This window comes from Brachyspira sp. (assembly GCF_050873525.1).
Taxonomy (GTDB): domain Bacteria; phylum Spirochaetota; class Brachyspiria; order Brachyspirales; family Brachyspiraceae; genus Brachyspira.
On record NZ_JBNMIZ010000027.1, the window covers coordinates 1 to 18,538 of the forward strand.

Below are 18,538 nucleotides of genomic sequence, written 5' to 3' on the forward strand. Positions count from 1 at the left end.
ATTTTAAGCGGAAATTTTGATTTCAGTAAATATAACAAAAAATTTTTTATCGTCAAAAACTTTTTTAAAATTTAAAATTTAAAAATAAAAAATTTTACAACACTTTTTTAAAAGTTTTGTATCTTATGTTTAGAAAGTGAAAATGAATTGAGGTTAACGAAAAATTGAAAAAACAAAAAATAAAAAAAAGTTGACCACAATTAAAAAAAATTGTTATCTTTGGAAAGGGAATTATAAGGGTAAGGTTTTAAGGGGATTATAAGGGTTAAGGTTTTTGGATAAGATTAAAACAAAGGAGTAGTAAGGTTATGAAACGAATATTTATTGTTATAGCGACATTTATATTATCATTGAGTTTGTTTGGCAGCGAACAAGATTTGCTAATGAAAGCGCTAAAAAATAACGATATTAATAAAGCGAGAGAACTTATAATGGCGGGCGTTAATATCAACACGAGAAATATGCTCGGCGAAACTCCTTTGATGGAAGCGGCGGAAAAAGGATTTACCGAAATAGTTGAACTCCTTTTAAACAAAAAAGTTAATATAAATGTGGGAAATGTAAAAAACAGAACCGCGTTAAGTAAAGCTGCGGAAGAAGGACATATAGAAATAGTAAAACTTTTGGTGGAAGCGGACGCTACTCTTAATATAAGAGACAGAGATAAAAAAACGGCTTTGGCTTACGCTTTTGAAAAAGAATATAAAGACATAGTAAAAATACTTAAAAAAGCGGGAGCGGTTAAATAAGAGGTTAGATAGATAAACGGCAATTTTTTTCATATTTTTTTCTCCTTGTTATTTTATTGATATAAAGTCGTCCTAACGGGCGGCTTTATATTAATTAACGCTCTACAAATAAAGAAGACGCTTCATAATCTTTTAATGATTTTTTGAATTTGTTATATAAATCTTTAGATAAATACGGCTTCATATCATTATTTTCTTCGCATTTCTTAAGTTCTTTATAAGTTAAACAATCAAATATTTTAATAAAATCAATTCTATCTAATATTTTTTTACTATATGGACGCTTTGAATCTATAAATGAAATATTTTTAAGGAATTCCTGAACTTTAAAACTATTAAGCGCAAGCATTGTTATATAGGCTTCGTTATAAGTATTAAAACTTAAAAAATAGCAAGTATCGTCCATAATAACAGGTTTATTTGAAATATTTGATAATAGTAAAGAAAATAAAGGCTTTTTATAAAAACCTGATACGCCTACTTTATATTTAGAAAAAGAATAATCTCCGACTCCAAAAATACTAAACGGTTTGGATTTGCTATATATAGAACTTTTTCTTTTCAAAAAATATTTTTCGTTATTTTTTAAATATTCCCATGTTTTTGGATATTTTAAATATATATAATTTGTATCTTCTCCAATATACTTTTGAGTCAGTATTATATATTTTGAATATTCGTTAATAATTCTATTTTTTAAAGAACTGCTTTTTATTAATGGAAATAATAAGTCTTCTTCAATATCCACTCTTTCATTTAATTTATTATATAAAAAATTATCCTTTCTATATAATTCCATAATATTAACGCAATCATGCTTTACGCCCTGCCTCCATACAAAATTGCATTTTCCTTCAAAATCATAATTATTATTTTCTGAAATAAGAATATTATTTTTTATTTTTACCGATTCTTTTATATTTGAATTATTAGAAATATCGCAGACTTCATAATTTTGCAATTTTTCATTACGGCTTGATAGTCTTAATATAAATAAACATGCATCTACGGAAACATTAAAAATCTTTTTAGCATCAAATTTAACTATTCGGGCAAAATTAAAATTAATTCCCTGTCTATGCATTTCCGTAAATACATTTCTTGCAACAGTTGTTTTACACAATAGCGCAATAATAGTATTTGAATTTTTAAAAAAACTAATTAATTTTAAAAATATATATTCGCATATATCGAAGTTAGATAGTCCCGTTAAAGCGTCTATGCCTTTTAAATTTTTAAAATTTTTCTTCACGGGAAGATTATCGCTATTTAATTTAGAAAGTTTGCTATTTGTAATCCAAGGCGGATTGCCTATTATAAGAGTTTGAAAATTAGAATTTATATTAAGCGAAGATAAATCAAAATCTAAAATATTACCGCAGTAAAAAGTCGCCTTCTTGCTATTAACAGACAAATTAGCTTCGTCTATATAATTTTTATTAATATCAATTCCTATTAGCTTTGATTTTGGAAATACATTTAAACTTTCTTTTAAAAAATTACCTTTTCCGCATGTAGGTTCTATTATTAAATCGGGATTTATTTTGAATATAGAATTTATATAATTAAGAATTAAAAAAGCAAATTCGGACGGCGTTTGATAATCTCCATATTCCTTTTTTTTAATTCCATTCATAATTTATTATTCCATCCACATTATTATTTAACTTTATAACATTTGAATATTGAATTCTCCATTGCAAAGCGTTTGAAATTGTAAGATAACCTTGTTTAATATCAGAATTTAATATTTTATCCGCAATTTTATTATATCCTATATCGTCTGCGGGAATATTTCTGTCGGATAAAAATCCTATAATATCTTCAATATTAGCTCCGTCTTTTTTCATTTCAATTAATCTTTTAGTTATAGTAAAATCGGAAGTTCTATCGGCTGGAATAAAAGAACAATATTTAAAATATAAATTGCAGATATTTCTTTTTTCTATCTTATCGTAAACAAAAACTAATAAATTATATCCTAATCCAAAAATTTTTTGTTCTGCATTTTTAAAAGGACAAGAACTTTGAGGCTGTTTTATTGATGTAACTTTTATGTCCGTATTAATATCTGGCAAATCTATACCGACTGCGCTATTCCCTAAATTTATATTAGGATATTTTGATTTTAAATATTCTTTAAATAAACGCTCTACATAAGTTCCAACCGCTTTACCGTCCGTTATGCCTAATATATCGTTATGTTTTTTTCTCGACTCAGTCTCGCAAAATATTTTAGCTTCTCTTATAACATCTTTTATAGAAAACATAAAATTAACCTAATTCTTAATACGATTAATAATTTAAGTAATTATAAATTAATCATGTAAAAATGCAATAATCATATTTTATAAATTAATTTTCATTTCCAATTAGCGCCGAACGGCGAACTTTCTATTAAACGATTATAAAATAAATCTCTCACATTATTTAAAAACGATTTCGTCTCCTCGCTCGAATAATCGGCGTAAGTCCAGTCGAGTTCCGCATAGCCTTTTTTCTTTTTATATATTAAAGTCAAATCGGCAAAAACTCCGTCCCGCAAATATATTCTATGAGTAAAATTTTTATTTGTAGCCAAAATGAAATTTTCAAGCGTTAGTATCGCGGGGTCTATATTTATTTTTCTGTTTCCTTTTTCGTCCAAATATTTTTTTTCTATTTCGTCCGTGATTTTTTTTACTTCGACAATATAATCTCTTTCAATCATATTTTCAAAAACCAAAAATCTTTTCTTCAAATTTTCGCCCATTTCTTCTTTATAATATATCGAATGCGAAAATAAGTATTCTTCGCTCACAATTTTTATAGAACCAAAATTTTCTATAACGTCATTTAATGCCAAATCGTAAATTTCAAAATCTCTATACATGAAAGCGATTATAAGAACGGCTTTCGATTGTTTTAAGGTTTTGCTCATTGAAATTCCAAAAATATTTTTAAATAATTATATAAAATCAATAAATTATGCCGATATTTTAAGTTAATGATATAAAAAAGCAATAATTAGACAATAATTAATAAAAATTAAGAAAAATAACGCTTGACAAAAATTTGTTAATAGTGTAATATATTCAAACATTTGATTAAAAACGAATGCGGGCCAATAGCTCAGTCGGTAGAGCATCGCCCTTTTAAGGCGGTTGTCGAAGGTTCGAACCCTTCTTGGCTCATTTAGTTCTTTGTATTTTGACTTCTTTAAAAGATAACATGCCGGTGTGGTGAAGTGGTTTAACACACAGGATTTTCATTCCTGCATTCGCGGGTTCGAAACCCGTCACCGGTTCGTTTAAGCTCGCACTCGTTCGGATGCGGGCTTTTATTTTTATTATAATATTTTTGTTTTATTATAATTATTTAATACAATGAAAAAATATTATTCCGATAAATATTAAGTAAAATTAATAAAAAATAAAATAGCTTGACTTATGTTTGTTATATAATATAATCAATAAATCGTTTTAAGGAGATAATATGTCAAATCAAATACTTGTGTTTAAGATAAATAACGAATTATACGGAATAGATATATTAAAAGTGCAGGAAATACTTAATTTTATTCAGCCTACTCCGATTCCAAACTGTCCCGATTATTTGAAAGGAATAATTAATTTAAGAGGAACTATAATACTCGTTATAGATTTGAGGGCGAGATTTCATTTTGAAGAACCTATGAATCCAGATAATTGCGTTATCGTTGTAGTTGCCATAGGAAATAAAAAATACGGTTTGGTTGTGGATTCAGTTTCCGATGTTCTTACGATTAACGAAGAAGATATTCAGGAAGATATAGACATAAATTCGGGCATCGACAATAGATATATAACGGGACTCGTTAAGGCGAACGAACAGATGATTATTTTGGTTAATATAGACAAAGTATTTTTGAAAAACGAACTTGACGATTTGAATAATACCGTAAATAATTCGGTAGTTTAATTAAATGAATAAAAATCAATATGCCTTCTCATAGAATATTTAGAATAAACGAAAATATTAAACAGCTTCTTTCGGCTATCATATTTAAAGAAATCGAAGACCCGAGAATAAAAAATAATCTTGTAACGATAACAAAAGTTGAATGCGATAAAGATTTTAAAAACGCGAAAGTATATTTTATTTGTTTGAACGAAGATAAAAAAGACGAAGTATTGAGCGGATTAAACAGCGCAAAAGGAGTTATTTTTTCGTATCTTAAAAAAAGTCTTAAAATTAAATTTGTTCCGAATTTGACTTTTCATTACGATAAAACTTTAATTGAAACTAATAAAGTATTGACAAATATAAGAAATCTAAATATTAACGAAGATAAGAATGAAAATTGATTTATTTTATTAAAAATATAAAATAAAGAAATAATTAATTAAGGAAATTCTTATGGCTAATAATGTAAAAAAAGCGGTAAAGAAAAAAATCGTAAAAAAATCCGCTTCAAAAAAGAATATAAAAACGAATATAAAAGAAATATTAAAAACTCTATCGAAAGCTAAAAATATAACGATAACGGGACATAGAAATCCCGATGTCGACTGCATCGCTTCATGTTTGGGTTTATCTTTGCTCGTAAAAAAAATATTCAAAAGAAAAGCTACGGTTGTGAATACCGATAAAATGCAAAGAGATTTACAAAATCTGCCTTTAATAGACAAAGTTATATTTAATGTGGACGAAAAAACTCTGCCTAAAAAAGATGTTTTGGTAGTTTTGGACTCGGGAGATATTGACAGAATAGGATGGATTGCCGATATACTTGACGAATATAACGAAGTAATATTTATAGACCATCATAAAGTTAGAAATATAAAAGGCGTAACCATGTTTTATGACGACATTAAAGCCGCCGCCACTTGCGAAATTATATTTGATATATTTTCTTCTTATTTAAAAAATTTCGATTCGACAATAGCGACTTTATTATACTGCGGACTCTCAACCGATACGGGAGGTTTCGTTTTCAGCAATACTACAGAAAAAACTTTATCAGCCGCTTCAAAATTAATGGGAAAAGGAGTGATAATAGAAAGTCTTGGAAATGTTGTAAGAAAGAGATATACTCGAGTCGATGTAGCCGCTTTGATGGAAATATACCGAAGAATGATAATAGACGAAGATACAAAAATCGGATATATATGTTTGCAGGACACTATAAACGGACATAGCATGAAAGAAATAACGGTAAGCGCTTCGGATATATTAATTCAAATGGAAGATGTTTTTATCGGTTTTATAATTCATGAAGGCGAAGAAGATTTTAGAGTGAGTATGAGAAGCAGAATAAATAAAAATATAAGAGAAGTCGCAGAATCATTCGGAGGAGGCGGACATCCAAAAGCAGCTGGTTTTACCGTGAGCAAAAAAGACTGGACGAAAGAAAAACTTATAAACGAAATAAAAAATAAACTCTTAAAATTATTAAATGGATAATATTACAATTTATACGGACGGCGGATGCAGAGGAAATCCGGGACTCGGAGCTTGGGCTGCGATTTTAATAAGCGAAAAACATAATCTGCGTCTTGAAATCGGCGAGAGCGAAAACGATACTACAAATAATAAAATGGAAATGAAAGCGGTTATAAAGGCGCTCGAGCGATTAAAAAATTCTCATAATATTAAAGTTTATAGCGACAGCGCATATTTGGTAAACGGAATGAACGAATGGATTTATTCTTGGCAAAAAAATAACTGGATTAAAAGCGACAAAAAGCCCGTTGAAAATAAAGAATATTGGATTAAATTAATCGAATTATCGAAAAAGCATAATATAGAATTTATAAAAGTAAAAGGGCATTCGGACAATAAAGAAAACAATAGAGCGGACGAAATCGTCAATATTCTTATGGACGAACATGAAGATAAAAAATATATTGCGAGTTTTTATAATAAATCTCAAATAAACGATTAATATAAATTAAACGATTAAATTTTATTTTATTTTTTCGATTTTATAATATAATTATTAAAAAAATAAAATTAAAAATAAATTAAAATTAAATTGGAAGTTTTTATGAATAATGCAAATAATTTATCAGAATTAAAAAAAGAATATTTATATATGCTTAAAGAAAATATAATTCCTTTTTGGCTAAAAAACGGACTCGATAAGAAAAACGGAGGATATTGGACGGCGCTTGACAGAAAAGGAAATATTATAGACAGAGATAAATCCGTATGGTTTCAGGGAAGATTCGCTTGGGTATTGTCGACTCTCTATGCGGATTTTGAAAAAAAAGAAGAATATTTGGAAGCGGCAAAATTGGGAATAGACTTTTTGGAAAAATATTGTTTCGATAAAGACGGAGACAGAAGAATGTTTTTTAGAGTAACGGAAGACGGAAAATGCGTAATAAAGAGATTGAGATATTATTTTTCGGAAACTTTTTGCATAATCGCTATGGCTTCGTATTCTAGAGCGAGCCGCGATAAAAGTTATATAACAAAGGCGAGAGAACTACTTGAAAGAATCGATAAAATTCAAAAATTATTAGTTCCAAAATTCGACATTAATCAGCGCCCGACAATTTCTTTCGGACCTCCTATGATAATGCTTGCCACAGTTCAAGAATTAAGAAAAGCGGACGCGGAAAATAAAGAATATTATGATAAATATATAGACGGACTTTTATCTCAAGTAAAAATATTTTTATACGAAGAGAAAAAAGCGGTTTTGGAACAATGCAATCCCGATGGAAGTTTGCAAGACCATTTTGAAGGAAGACAGCTAAATCCCGGACATGCGATTGAATCATCTTGGTTTATATTGAGAGAAGCTATTGAAAGAGGAAACGATAAAAATTTAATAGAACTTGGATTAAAAATTTTCGACTGGATGTGGGAATGGGGCTGGGATAAAGAATACGGCGGAATAATACAGTTTATGGATGTTTTAGGCAAACCAAAAAGCGATTATTGGCATGACATGAAATTCTGGTGGCCCCAAACGGAAGCCGCTATTGCCACTCTCTACGCTTACTATTTTACAAAAAACGAAAAATATTTAGAAATGCATAATATGGTAAAAGAATATACGAAGAAATTTATAGATAAAGAGCATGGCGAATGGTTCGGTTATTTACATAGAGACGGAAGCCTATCAACCGACTTAAAGGGTAATATGTATAAAGGACCTTTTCATATTCCAAGAATGTATATGAAATGCGCAGAAATTATAGATTTAATTAACGGTTAATAAAATCCGCTTTTTATATTGAAATTTTGAAATAGTTTTATAGTTAATAATTTTTACTTTAATTATTTTAAAAATATATAGCCGTCTAATTTAATTTTAAGACGACTATATAATATACTTAAAGAGAAAAAAATATTGTTTCAAGTTTAGAAATACCAAGTTATTCCCGCAGAAGCGTTTATAACTAAAGCCGTTCCATCGCTATAAGCTGGGTCCAAATTGCCCCATCTTGTCGCTCCGCCCGTTTGAAACTCTAAATAAAGTTCTATATCGGGTTTAGGCGTCAAATATAACTCGGCATATACCACATAACCGAATGTGACAAAAGGTCCCTTCTTGTTCATGTTCATTAAAGAGATACTTTTTCCGCCCATTATGGTTACGCTCAAAGAAGGCTCGAGATAGAAGCCGTAATAATCGCAGGATGCCCTAAATCCTACTGGCAAAGCTAATCCTACTCGATATATTCCCTCGATAGCGAATAAACCCTGCGGACTCGGGATTGCTGGCGTGCTTGCGACATAACCGCCCGAAAACTCTTCTTGTTCGCCAGGAGCTATTCCCAAAGAACCAGCATCAAAACCGTAAGCGTTGATATTGAAGTTATTGCCCGCATATCTTCTTAAATATCCGTTTTGATTCTCAACCGTTTCTAAAGCGGTGCTATATAAAACCCTTATATAAGGTTCTATAGATAAACCGCTTCGAGTAGGAAAATTGAAATAAGCTCTTAAATCAACGCCTATAGAAGACTGTTCTTTGAATATATTTTTATTATTAGGGTCGACACTAAGCCCTTCATCAAATAACTTTTGCGCCCATCCTATTCTTGCATAACCGTAATGAACATACAGCCTCAGCTGACTCAAATAATCTATAAACTTATGGAAATAATATCTCGCTTCAACAGAAGTGGAGATTATCAAGGTATTCCTTACCGTCCGCTCGCCGATGCCTATCGCTACTGGAATATTGAATCTTAAAGTATTATCCATAGCGGTAAGTATAAGCGCGGGAGTATGAACCATGTAATTGGTGTCGATATATCTAAACTGATACGCTCCGCCTACGCTTATAAGGTCGGATTTATACCCTAAAGCCAAAGAAACGGCAGGGCGGAAATAGATTCTCAACTTTTCCGATTCGCTATAGTCGTTGGTAAAGTTATCGAATAATATACCCGAAGTTTTACCCGAGAATCCAACAGCTAGCCTCAAGTAATCGGTTCCGCATCCGTATAGAAAGCCCATATGGTCGGTTCTAAATCTTAACTGGTCTTTATCCATAAGAAAGTCTATAAAACTTCTTCCGCTTCCGTCCCCGTAAAAACCAAACACTCTGCTTGAAACCAGTATAAAAAACAGTATAGTAATTAATCTTTTCATAAACGCACTCCTTTGCCTATTAATTTTTTTAACTGCCAGATTTTTTAGGTCCTTTATCTTTGCCTTTCGTAAGCCATTCAAAATTTACCCTCATAAATTTAATAGGTCCTCCCCAAGATTTATCTTCGTATAATACGCCGATACTTCCGTCATGCAGAACGGCTAAAGAAGAATAACCCGATTGCTGTCCGACTTTAACTGGCGGACTTTTTTGAAAAGTCTCTCCATCGTCATAACTATAATAGAAATAAGGTTCGGCAGGTCCTCTTCTTCCGTTATATTGTCCTTCTCCCGATACGATAGTAGTCGCCGTAGGTATAAAGTGAATTATTCTATTAGTATCCCAGCCGTTTTTAACCGAAGTATAATAAATCATATCTCCGTTTGAACCTGCAACCGTAATATCGCTTTTTGGCGCAGAATCAGTCCAAGTTTCTCCTCCATCGCTCGAATAGGCATGCATTCTCTTATTTCCAGAAGACGGGCGAGAAGACATTAATAATCTGCCGTCCGTAAGTTCCACTATTTTAGACTCGTTTCCCCCGCCAGAATTTTTAGGGGCATTTTTGGATACTTGCCAAGTTTTACCGCCGTCATCGGAATACATAGCGTAGTTTTTGAATGTAGTAACTGCGGTTTGCTTGCTTTCTCTAACATTTATAACGAATATTATTCTTCCCGTAGATAATTGAACGCCGTTTCCCGAAGATACAAAAGCGGCATACCAGCCCTGCCTTGAAGCTACTTTACATTGAGCGCCGTATATTTGAGATGTTATATCTTCTCCAGCGCTCCAAGTTTTTCCATCATCATCGCTCTTAAATAGAATGATTTTCTGAGGCGTATTTGGAGTGGATATAAGAGTTTGTCCCGCCGTTGATACAAATCCCGCTCCATTAACTACAAAGGCTAAAATAGTTCCCGTCTTTCTAACGACAACGGTAGCGACATCTCCATGCCCGTCTATATCCGATACGCTTCTTGGAGTCACTCTAATTCGTTTTGACCATGTTTTTCCTTGATTCGTGCTTCTTTTAACTTCAACCTCTATTCTGTTAGGCAAATCGTTTCTGTTATTGTATCTTCTATCTGCAAATGCAAGCAATGTTCCGTTAGTGGTTACAACCAATGACGGAATTCTATAATAAGCCGTTCCGTCTTGAAATGGAAACACCTCTACCGCGTTATCCATATTTGGCGCTATTCTCTTTCCGATTCCGTAATCAATTTTTCCGTTATAGCCATGAAGTCCGTCCGCAAAACCGCCTCCCCTATTTAACGCGCTAAAGTCTAAACCGCTTGAACTCAAACCGCCGTATTTACAGGCAAATATTCCCGCAATTACTAAACTTAAGATTAATGAAATAAAAAAATATCTTTTTCGCATATATAACCTCCTTTATTTTATTTAAGAACATTATCATTATCATAGTCTACATAATCCGCTTCCTCCGTAAGCCATGATAAATTAAATCTTCTGAAAATCATATTGTTTGTTTCTGCAGATATAGTCGCAATAGTTCCGTCTGGTAAAATTGTTATAGCGGGATAAGAATTACTGCTGGCATTTGTAGAAATAGTATTTCTATATGCTGGCACTCCCGAACTTCCGCTATTAAAATCGGTGGTAGTCATTATAATCCCATTCTCATTTCCAGTTCTTGGAGCATAAACCATTAACGCATATTTAGCGCCATTAGGTTTAATATCTTTTCCATTGAATTCATATCTTGTAAAATCAACATGGGAAATATTATCATTCCAAGCGGCAGCATTAAAAGTTGTTTTCAAATCCCAACTACTTCCGCAATTTGTAGATAAAAACCAAGCCGCTTGATTATTATTCGGTTGTTTCATATAAAGTAATATATTCCCGTCCGCAAGTTCTATTAATTTAGTTTCAAATGAGGAGAAATCTCCTAAATCTGTGCCAAGCTGTTCCCAACTTTCGCCATTATCTCTCGAAATCATAGTAGCCGTGCAATGACCTTTAGAATTTTTCTTTTGTTGATAATAGAATGGGAATATTAATGTATTTCTATTAGTTCCATGTCTTAAAGTCACGCCGTTTCCATAAGTTACAAAAGAATTATCAGGAGTCAATTCTACACCTTTATTAGTAACTGGTATTAAATTCGTCATAATTAAATTAGTTCCGTATTTTGTCCAACTTATGCCGTCATTAACGCTTCTATATATAACGGCTTCATTTCTAGAAGAGTTAGTCGTGGCAATTCCTAATAAAATACTACCATCATGGGAATTAATAAAAAATGGATGGACATGGCTATCGCTAAAATCACTATCATTAAATGCCGTAAATTCAACCCAAGATTTACCAAAATCAGAACTTCTTTTACCAATAATTCTTCCTTTAGTAGTTCCGCATCCGACAGCTGCGATTAAAGTTCCCTTTGAAGTAGTAGTCAAAGCAGGAATTAAACATTCGTTGGTAAACAAAACAACCGCTTGACTATCTGGACTCATAGGAGAATATTGTTCTTCTTGTAATAGAAAATTTGCAGGCAATATATAATCTCCGCTACCCTCTTCAAATATATTTCTTTTGTTAGGTCCCGTATACCTGTTATGGCATGAAAGCAGAATAATCATGCCAAAAATCGTTAAACTCGCAATAAATAATATTAGTTTTTTAGCAGTTTTCATAATTAAAAACCTCCGTAAATAATATTTTTTTATAAAAAGCGCTTAAGGATAAAACGCTAATTACCAGTTTTTGAGTTTTAGAAATATAGCCGTTTAATGAATATTTAGAGGATAAATATAAGGCTAAAATAAAAAATATAGAATTAAACGAAAAGAGCAGATTTATAGTATAGTATAGTATAGTATAGTATAGTATAGTATAGTATAGTATAGTAACTAAATCTCAAATTTTCCATAATCAAACCTCATTTTGCCTTCCACTTATAATATAGTAAATTTAAAGGCGATTGTCAAGTATTTTTTTAAAAAAATTCAAATTTTTTATGATAAATCTATAAATTTACGAATAAATTTTGAAAAATTAATAGTTGATAGGAATTTTTTTTGAATTTTCACACTTAATTTTTTTTAAAATTTGATTATTTCGGCAGAATTTAGCGATTATAATTAAAAAATTTCGTTGAAAAATAGATAAAATGATAATTTAATTAAGTTTTTTCATTCCGTAAACGCGATTAAATTATTTTACAGAAAAAATACGCAGAATAATTTGATTAATTTTTTTTCATTCGGCAGAATTTTGCAACTATGATTAAAAGAATTTCGTTATAAATATAGCAATAAAATTTAATTAAAGTTTTTTCATTCCGTAAACATGATTAAATTATTTTACGGAAAAAATATGCATGATAATTTGATTATTTTTTTTCTCGTCCGCATGCAATTTGTAAATTAAAGTTTTTCTCCATCTGGACGCAGGTTGCGGATTTCTTCGATAGTTAATCCAGTATATTTTGAAATTAGATTAATATCCGCTCCGTCTTTTTTCATAGCGATTGCCATTGAGATTTGTTCGGCATGTCTGCCTTCTCTTATGCCCTCAAGTTTACCTTCTCTTATACCTTTTTTAATTCCTTTTTTTATCCCTTTTTCAATACCTTCTTTAATTCCTTCTTTGCGTTCTCTATCCAGCATTATTTTTTGTCCTACCAAAAATGCATCTCGGGCGTCATAGGCTCGCATTAGTTTATCGTCAGAAGTAAATCTCTTGTATTCTTCAATAACTTTTGTCATAATTGGGTTTGCCTCCTTCAATTCTTTTTCTATAGATTTTAAATTTTTGGTTGTGAAAAATTTCATCCAAGTTAATAATTTGTTTTTCTTTAATTCGTCTAAAGTTGATTTTTCAATTATTTCAATAAATCGTTTCGCTTCGATAACATGCATTTGGATAAAATCTAAATCTACATTATGGTTTTTCGTGTCGATTAATTTAAAACAGCGATGCGGTTTACCTTCATCTCCAAAGTCTAAATTAAAGTTAAGTAAATTTATGCTTATTATTCCTGAAAGTTGTTTGTAATCTTCGCCTTCTTTCAATTCATTAACGATATTTTTTGAAATATAATAAAAAATTCTTTTAAGAAAATCCATATTTCCGCAAAGTTGAATTTCGATTATAACCGTCTGATTGTTTTTTGTCTTCGCTTTAATATCAATAATCGATTCTTTCAAGTCGATATTTTCCGTAAGATTGTAAGGGTCGATTATTTCCAAATCTTTAACTTCCTCAAAATTGAAGTCTCTTAAAGCGGCGTTAACCATGTCTTCAAGCACTTTTTCATTTCCGTTTTTGCCGAGCAGAAATCGGACGAATAAATCGTTGAGTTTGTTAATTTCTCTATTTCTATTTATTTTTCTCTTCATAAGGATATTATAACAGAATAATTTTATTTGTCAAAATTCAAATTAAAAAATTTTGTAAAATTTAATTTCCATAAAAATCTATCCCAATAAATTACTAGATTTTGTAATCTAAACGGAGTTGTTTTCGCTGAAAGCGGGCTTCACTTGGCTACTGCCCGCTTTCGCCGAAGGCGGACTTTAGTCAGCGTGTGGGCTTTAGCCTAGCCTTGCTTCTGCGGGCTTTTAGTCTAGCCTTGTCCATTTTTTCGCCACACTCTGTGTGCCTACGGCAAAGGCGGGCTTTAGCCTCAATTTTTTAACTTCAATGTTATTCTTATTATCTTTCATATAGATTATTATAACAAAATATTAAAGAAATTCAATAATATATTTTGCAATATTAACAAAAAGCTTGTCATTGCGGCGACAAACTTTTTGTATTATAAAAAATAAATTTTCAAATTCTTTTTAAGCTTTATAAGGCACTTTCACTATGCCTTTTCTAACATGAGTTTTTCCCGATTTCGGAGCGAGTCCGACTCTATGCGCGTCATAAGGCAATAGAATCAAAATATTTCCCTGCGTCAAAGTCAAACGAGCCGTTCCCTCGCCTTCCCAGTTATGATAATCGGTTTTAATATCGTATTCTTTCGGCGTCAAATCGGAAGTGTTTGCGATAATATAATCTTCCGCTCCCTCGAATATTATTTGAATATCGACAAACTGCAAATGAGATTCCCAAGGCGGATTTTCTTTACTGTCGTATTCCATTATATTGATAAAAGCGCCTTCGCATATCTCTTTATCGAGTTTATGCTGTCCAACCGAAAGTTTTTTCAATTCTTCGTAATGTTCTCTCACATAATTTTTTGCTTTCCATATTCTTTCATGGAAGTCTTTATTAAATTCGCTTTTTATAGGTTTTAAAATCATAATTTATCCTTAAAAATTTTTATTTATTATTTATTTATTATAGATTAATTATACTACATTAAATATTATTTTAAACCGCTTTTTGCATCTTCAATCATTTTATAGCAAATATCAATCTGTTTTTTGTCGCTCTCTATAATATCGGCAAGAGGTTTTCTAACTCCGCCTATATCTATTCCCTGCTTTCTTAAAATCTCTTTCATAACGGCGTATAAATTTCCATGACAGGAACACATAGCGTAAATTATTCTGTCGATTTTAAATTGAATATCTTGAGCTTTTTTGAAATCGCATTCTCTCACCGCTTTATCCGCCGCCAAAAATAATTCGGGCATAACTCCGTAAGTGCCGCCAATTCCTCCGTCCGCTCCCATTATTCTGCCGCCTACAAACTGTTCGTCTGGCCCGTTGAATATTACGCTGTCGTCTCCAGCAACATCCTTAAACATTTGAATATCTTGAACGGGCATTGAAGAATTTTTTACTCCTATAACTTTCGGGTTTTCACGCATTTTTTTATAAAGCGAAACGGTTAAAGAAACTCCCGCAAGTTGAGGAATATTATAAATTATAAAATCCGTATTCGGAGCCGCTTTGCTCATATCGTTCCAATAATCCGCTATAGCATAATCGGGTAAATGAAAATAAATAGGAGGAATCGCCGCTATTGCGTCTACTCCCAATTTTTCCGCATGCGCCGCCAATTCTTCTCCGTCCGCAGTATTATTGCAGGCTACATGAGCGATTATGGTAATTTTACCTTTAGCCACTTCCATAACCGATTCGAGTATTAATTTTCTATCTTCTTTGCTTTGATAGATACATTCTCCTGAAGAACCTCCGACATATAAGCCTTTAACTCCCTTATCGATTAAAAACGAAGCAAATTTTTTAGCTCTTTCTTTGCTTACATTTCCCTTATCGTCATAGCAAGCATAAAATGCGGGTATGACGCCTCTATACTTTTCTAAATCTCTCATTGCAATTCTCTCCTTAAAAATTTTTTATTTTAATTTATTTTTAATATTTAATAATATTTAGACTGCCCTAAATAATATAAATCATAAATAATTATTTAGAACAGTCATATATTTTTATTTTAGCTTTATTAAAAATTTATCTTGCATTATCTTAAATTATTTTTTAAATTATTTTGCAAATATCGTTCCCACAAACATTTTATCCGTTCTAACTCCAGCTTTTATTTCGCCGTTTATCGAATAGATTTTATTTCCAATCAATAATAAAGCGGCGCCAGCGTTAGGGTCGAAAGGCGATTCTCCAATACTTCTCCAACTATCCGAATCTGCATTATAAATCAATATATCGCTGTTAAATTTAAATTCGTAAGGGTCCGCTCTAAAATAATAGTCTCTAAAATCGGCTAAAGCTTTGCCTTGAAGAGTTCCCAATTTTGCAACGGCATTATCGAAAAATTCTTTATTAACGCCTCCCATAACGAGCATTTCTTTTTCGTTTAATTTTACCGAATTACCGCCCGCAACAGTTAAAGCTTTTCCGTTTAATGAAACATCGGCAACTTTTGTCCAAGTATCGTTATCGAAATCGTATTTATAACCGTCCGTATATGCTATATTTCCCGCTCCGCTAAATATATAAAGGTTTCCGTTTAATATTTGTCCGACAAATTGCATTCTCACTGCCTCTTGAGGAATCGGAGAGAGTTCTTTAATTTCTTTTGAGGTTAAATCGTATTCGTATAATCCGCTTGAATTTCCGTTTCCTTTGCTTCCGCCCGCTATATATAATTTACCGTCTTTTTCAACTGCCAAACCGTTTTGAAGAGTAAAAGGCAAGTCTCCTATTTTTTCAATATTTAATTTGCCGTTTTGTAAAGTGATAAATAATATATCGTCATCAGCTTCAGGATTTGTAGAACCTCCCAAATAATATATGCCGTCTTTAGTTGTAACGGAAGAACCGTAGCCAATTTCATTTTCCCAATTTATATGTTCTATGACTTCCAAACTTCCGTTTTTATCTTCGAGCATATAAATATCCGAATATGATTTTTTTATTCCGTTGTTTAATACGGATTCATAAGGGAAATTTGCTCCTCCGCCAACTACTATATATTTTCCTTCCAAAACTCCATGCAATAAGCCCGCAGTTCCTATATTCTTATCCATTCCCGTTTGAGCGGGTAAATGTCCTCCCATTTCCCAGAGAATTTTTTTATCGACTTTGCTGTCCAATACATTTGAATTGGAAGAATTATTTTCGCAACCGATTAGGCAAGCGAATATAAAGCTAATTATAATTATAGAATTTAATAATTGTCTCATATTTTTACCTCATTTAATTTTTTATCTTTTATTTATTTTTATTCTTACTTTTTCATCAAACTCGAATAAGTTAAATTATCCGTTTTATCTTTGCTCGGCTTTCCGCATATCAAAGAAGCGATTAAAGAAACTATAACGCCCGCAACTATGATTAAGAACGAAATCAAAACCTCGAATACAGGCGGTTTGCTATAAGCTGGAATCAACATTGAAACTATTCCCGCAGGGTCGGTCAAATAGAAAGCCAAAATAGTTGAAGCCACAAAACCTATCCAAACGGCAACGGTATTAACTTTGTCGAAAAATATTCCAACCAAAATTACCGAAGCTATTGGTCCTCCCAAAAGTCCCGTTATCGCTTGGAAATATAAATAAATATCGCTCGGTCCTCCGCTTAAAAATCTAACGGCAAGTAATGTGCTTATAAGTCCGACAATCCAGCTTGAAGCTCTTGCAAAATTAAGTTTGAATTTGTCGCTTAAATCTGGTCTTAATTTTTCAAGTATATCTTTTGTCATACAAGTGGAAACCGAATTCAAACTTGAAGAAACTGTAGATTGAGCGGCGGCAAATACGGCGGCTATTACCAAACCTGAAATTCCAACGGGAAGGTAATCCATAATAAAGTGAGGTAAAATCGCGTTTCCGCTTATGCCTTCGGGCAAACTTGCTCTACCAGAATTAAAGAAAATATAACATGCCGAACCCATGCCAATAAATATTATCGAACTTGTGCATGCCAAAGGAATATTTATTAACAAACTTTTTTGAGCCTCTTTTTCGTTTTTAGTGGTATTATATCTTTGAACTATATCCTGACCTCCGACATATTGATAAATCGAACCGAAGAAAGCGCCTATCATCATAGCCCAAATACTCTGTTTTACCAAATTGAGAGAGAAGAAATCGGGACCTATTAATTTTCCGTCTCTTGCCAAAATTGAGAATCCCTCGCCCACTCCGACTGTAGCAAAAGCGACTATTATAATTAATAAAGCTCCGAGAAATAAGACTACCGCCTCGATAGCGTCCGACCATAAAACCGCTTCCATTCCGCCAATAGAAGTATAAGCCACGCAGAATAATCCAACCAATAAAGTGACTATTACGGGATTCAAATTCGGAAGAGCCTGAACCATAGCCAAAGTTGGAAGATAAAGAACTATAGCCATTCTAACCAAATGGAAAGCTATGAAAGATAAACTTCCAAGCAGTCTTATGCTATAAGAAAATCTTGCGCCCAACCATTCGTAAATCGTAGTCACTTTTAATCTTCTGAAAAACGGAATAAATACCAACGCTACAGGAATCATTAAAAGTATTATTCCAAGCGGTCCCATTCCCAAAAGCCAGCCGTTATTATAAATAGACGCTGGAACGGCAATAAACGAAATCGAAGATAACGCCGTAGCATAAATACTTAATGCCGTTACAATTGCGGGAACTCTCGCGCCCGCGTTAAAATAATCGTTTGTTGATTTGGTTCTTCTCGAAAAGAAAACCCCAATCAAAAACATAGCAGTAAAATACAAAAGTATTACAACCCAGTCAAACCAATGCCAAGCCATAAAAAACTCTCCTTCGCCAAGGCTAAAGCCCACAGAGTGAGGCGTGCCTCTGGCA

17 protein-coding genes and 2 tRNA genes are annotated in these 18,538 nt (G+C 32.1%); 8 read left to right on the plus strand and 11 right to left on the minus strand.

The window, feature by feature from the left end; all coding sequences use genetic code 11:
• Positions 1-308 precede the first annotated feature (308 nt).
• Positions 309-749 carry an ankyrin repeat domain-containing protein gene (locus ACR0QS_RS03515; protein WP_432632064.1) on the plus strand — a complete coding sequence of 147 codons (441 nt, stop codon included), beginning with the start codon at positions 309-311 and terminating at the stop codon, positions 747-749.
• 94 nt (positions 750-843) lie between these two features.
• Here the strand turns inward: ACR0QS_RS03515 and ACR0QS_RS03520 are convergent, their stop codons facing one another.
• The 3 genes from ACR0QS_RS03520 to ACR0QS_RS03530 all read right to left on the minus strand — a co-directional run bounded on the left by ACR0QS_RS03520 (position 844) and on the right by ACR0QS_RS03530 (position 3,669).
• Entirely contained in the window at positions 844-2,385 is a 1,542-nt protein-coding gene (locus tag ACR0QS_RS03520; RefSeq protein WP_432632065.1) for a hypothetical protein, read from the minus strand.
• Complete coding sequence (locus ACR0QS_RS03525; protein ID WP_432632066.1) at positions 2,372-3,019, minus strand: hypothetical protein; 648 nt, start codon at positions 3,017-3,019, stop codon at positions 2,372-2,374. Before ACR0QS_RS03525 ends, ACR0QS_RS03520 begins: the two co-directional genes overlap by 14 nt.
• Before the next feature lie 92 nt (positions 3,020-3,111).
• Positions 3,112-3,669 (minus strand): DUF4416 family protein, encoded by a 558-nt coding sequence (locus tag ACR0QS_RS03530; RefSeq protein WP_432632067.1) that lies wholly within the window; start codon positions 3,667-3,669, stop codon positions 3,112-3,114.
• A gap of 180 nt (positions 3,670-3,849) precedes the next feature.
• Here ACR0QS_RS03530 and ACR0QS_RS03535 point away from each other — a divergent pair.
• The 7 genes from ACR0QS_RS03535 (at position 3,850) to ACR0QS_RS03565 (ending at position 7,938) form a co-directional block, all read left to right on the plus strand.
• Positions 3,850-3,922 (plus strand) — tRNA-Lys (locus ACR0QS_RS03535).
• Between the two features lie 39 nt (positions 3,923-3,961).
• A tRNA-Glu gene (locus tag ACR0QS_RS03540) sits at positions 3,962-4,035 on the plus strand.
• A gap of 188 nt (positions 4,036-4,223) precedes the next feature.
• Positions 4,224-4,688, plus strand: a complete 465-nt coding sequence (locus ACR0QS_RS03545; protein WP_432632068.1) for a chemotaxis protein CheW — start codon at positions 4,224-4,226, stop codon at positions 4,686-4,688.
• A 20-nt stretch (positions 4,689-4,708) separates the two neighbouring features.
• Entirely contained in the window at positions 4,709-5,074 is a 366-nt protein-coding gene (rbfA, locus tag ACR0QS_RS03550) for a 30S ribosome-binding factor RbfA (RefSeq protein WP_432632069.1), read from the plus strand.
• Positions 5,075-5,126: 52 nt separating this feature from the next.
• Positions 5,127-6,173: a DHH family phosphoesterase gene (locus tag ACR0QS_RS03555; RefSeq protein ID WP_432632070.1), complete on the plus strand. Its 1,047-nt coding sequence runs from the start codon at positions 5,127-5,129 to the stop codon at positions 6,171-6,173.
• Positions 6,166-6,654: a ribonuclease HI gene (gene rnhA / locus ACR0QS_RS03560; RefSeq protein WP_432632071.1), complete on the plus strand. Its 489-nt coding sequence runs from the start codon at positions 6,166-6,168 to the stop codon at positions 6,652-6,654. Before ACR0QS_RS03555 ends, rnhA begins: the two co-directional genes overlap by 8 nt.
• A 102-nt stretch (positions 6,655-6,756) precedes the next feature.
• Complete coding sequence (locus ACR0QS_RS03565; protein ID WP_432632072.1) at positions 6,757-7,938, plus strand: AGE family epimerase/isomerase; 1,182 nt, start codon at positions 6,757-6,759, stop codon at positions 7,936-7,938.
• Between the two features lie 146 nt (positions 7,939-8,084).
• Here ACR0QS_RS03565 and ACR0QS_RS03570 read toward each other — a convergent pair whose 3' ends face one another.
• From ACR0QS_RS03570 to ACR0QS_RS03605, 8 genes are all read right to left on the minus strand, one after another.
• Positions 8,085-9,323, minus strand: coding sequence for a hypothetical protein (locus ACR0QS_RS03570; RefSeq protein ID WP_432632073.1), 1,239 nt, complete (start codon positions 9,321-9,323; stop codon positions 8,085-8,087).
• A gap of 28 nt (positions 9,324-9,351) precedes the next feature.
• Entirely contained in the window at positions 9,352-10,710 is a 1,359-nt protein-coding gene (locus ACR0QS_RS03575; protein ID WP_432632074.1) for a sialidase family protein, read from the minus strand.
• A 17-nt stretch (positions 10,711-10,727) separates the two neighbouring features.
• Positions 10,728-11,990, minus strand: a complete 1,263-nt coding sequence (locus tag ACR0QS_RS03580) for a hypothetical protein (RefSeq protein ID WP_432632075.1) — start codon at positions 11,988-11,990, stop codon at positions 10,728-10,730.
• A 732-nt stretch (positions 11,991-12,722) separates the two neighbouring features.
• Positions 12,723-13,697: an Rpn family recombination-promoting nuclease/putative transposase gene (locus tag ACR0QS_RS03585; RefSeq protein WP_432632076.1), complete on the minus strand. Its 975-nt coding sequence runs from the start codon at positions 13,695-13,697 to the stop codon at positions 12,723-12,725.
• 447 nt (positions 13,698-14,144) lie between these two features.
• Positions 14,145-14,609 carry a YhcH/YjgK/YiaL family protein gene (locus ACR0QS_RS03590; RefSeq protein WP_432632077.1) on the minus strand — a complete coding sequence of 155 codons (465 nt, stop codon included), beginning with the start codon at positions 14,607-14,609 and terminating at the stop codon, positions 14,145-14,147.
• Between the two features lie 65 nt (positions 14,610-14,674).
• A complete protein-coding gene (locus tag ACR0QS_RS03595; protein WP_432632078.1) occupies positions 14,675-15,589 on the minus strand; it encodes a dihydrodipicolinate synthase family protein in 915 nt (304 codons plus the stop codon).
• Positions 15,590-15,757: 168 nt separating this feature from the next.
• Positions 15,758-16,915, minus strand: a complete 1,158-nt coding sequence (locus ACR0QS_RS03600; protein ID WP_432632079.1) for a cyclically-permuted mutarotase family protein — start codon at positions 16,913-16,915, stop codon at positions 15,758-15,760.
• Between the two features lie 44 nt (positions 16,916-16,959).
• Positions 16,960-18,483 (minus strand): sodium:solute symporter, encoded by a 1,524-nt coding sequence (locus tag ACR0QS_RS03605; protein WP_432632080.1) that lies wholly within the window; start codon positions 18,481-18,483, stop codon positions 16,960-16,962.
• Positions 18,484-18,538 lie beyond the last annotated feature (55 nt).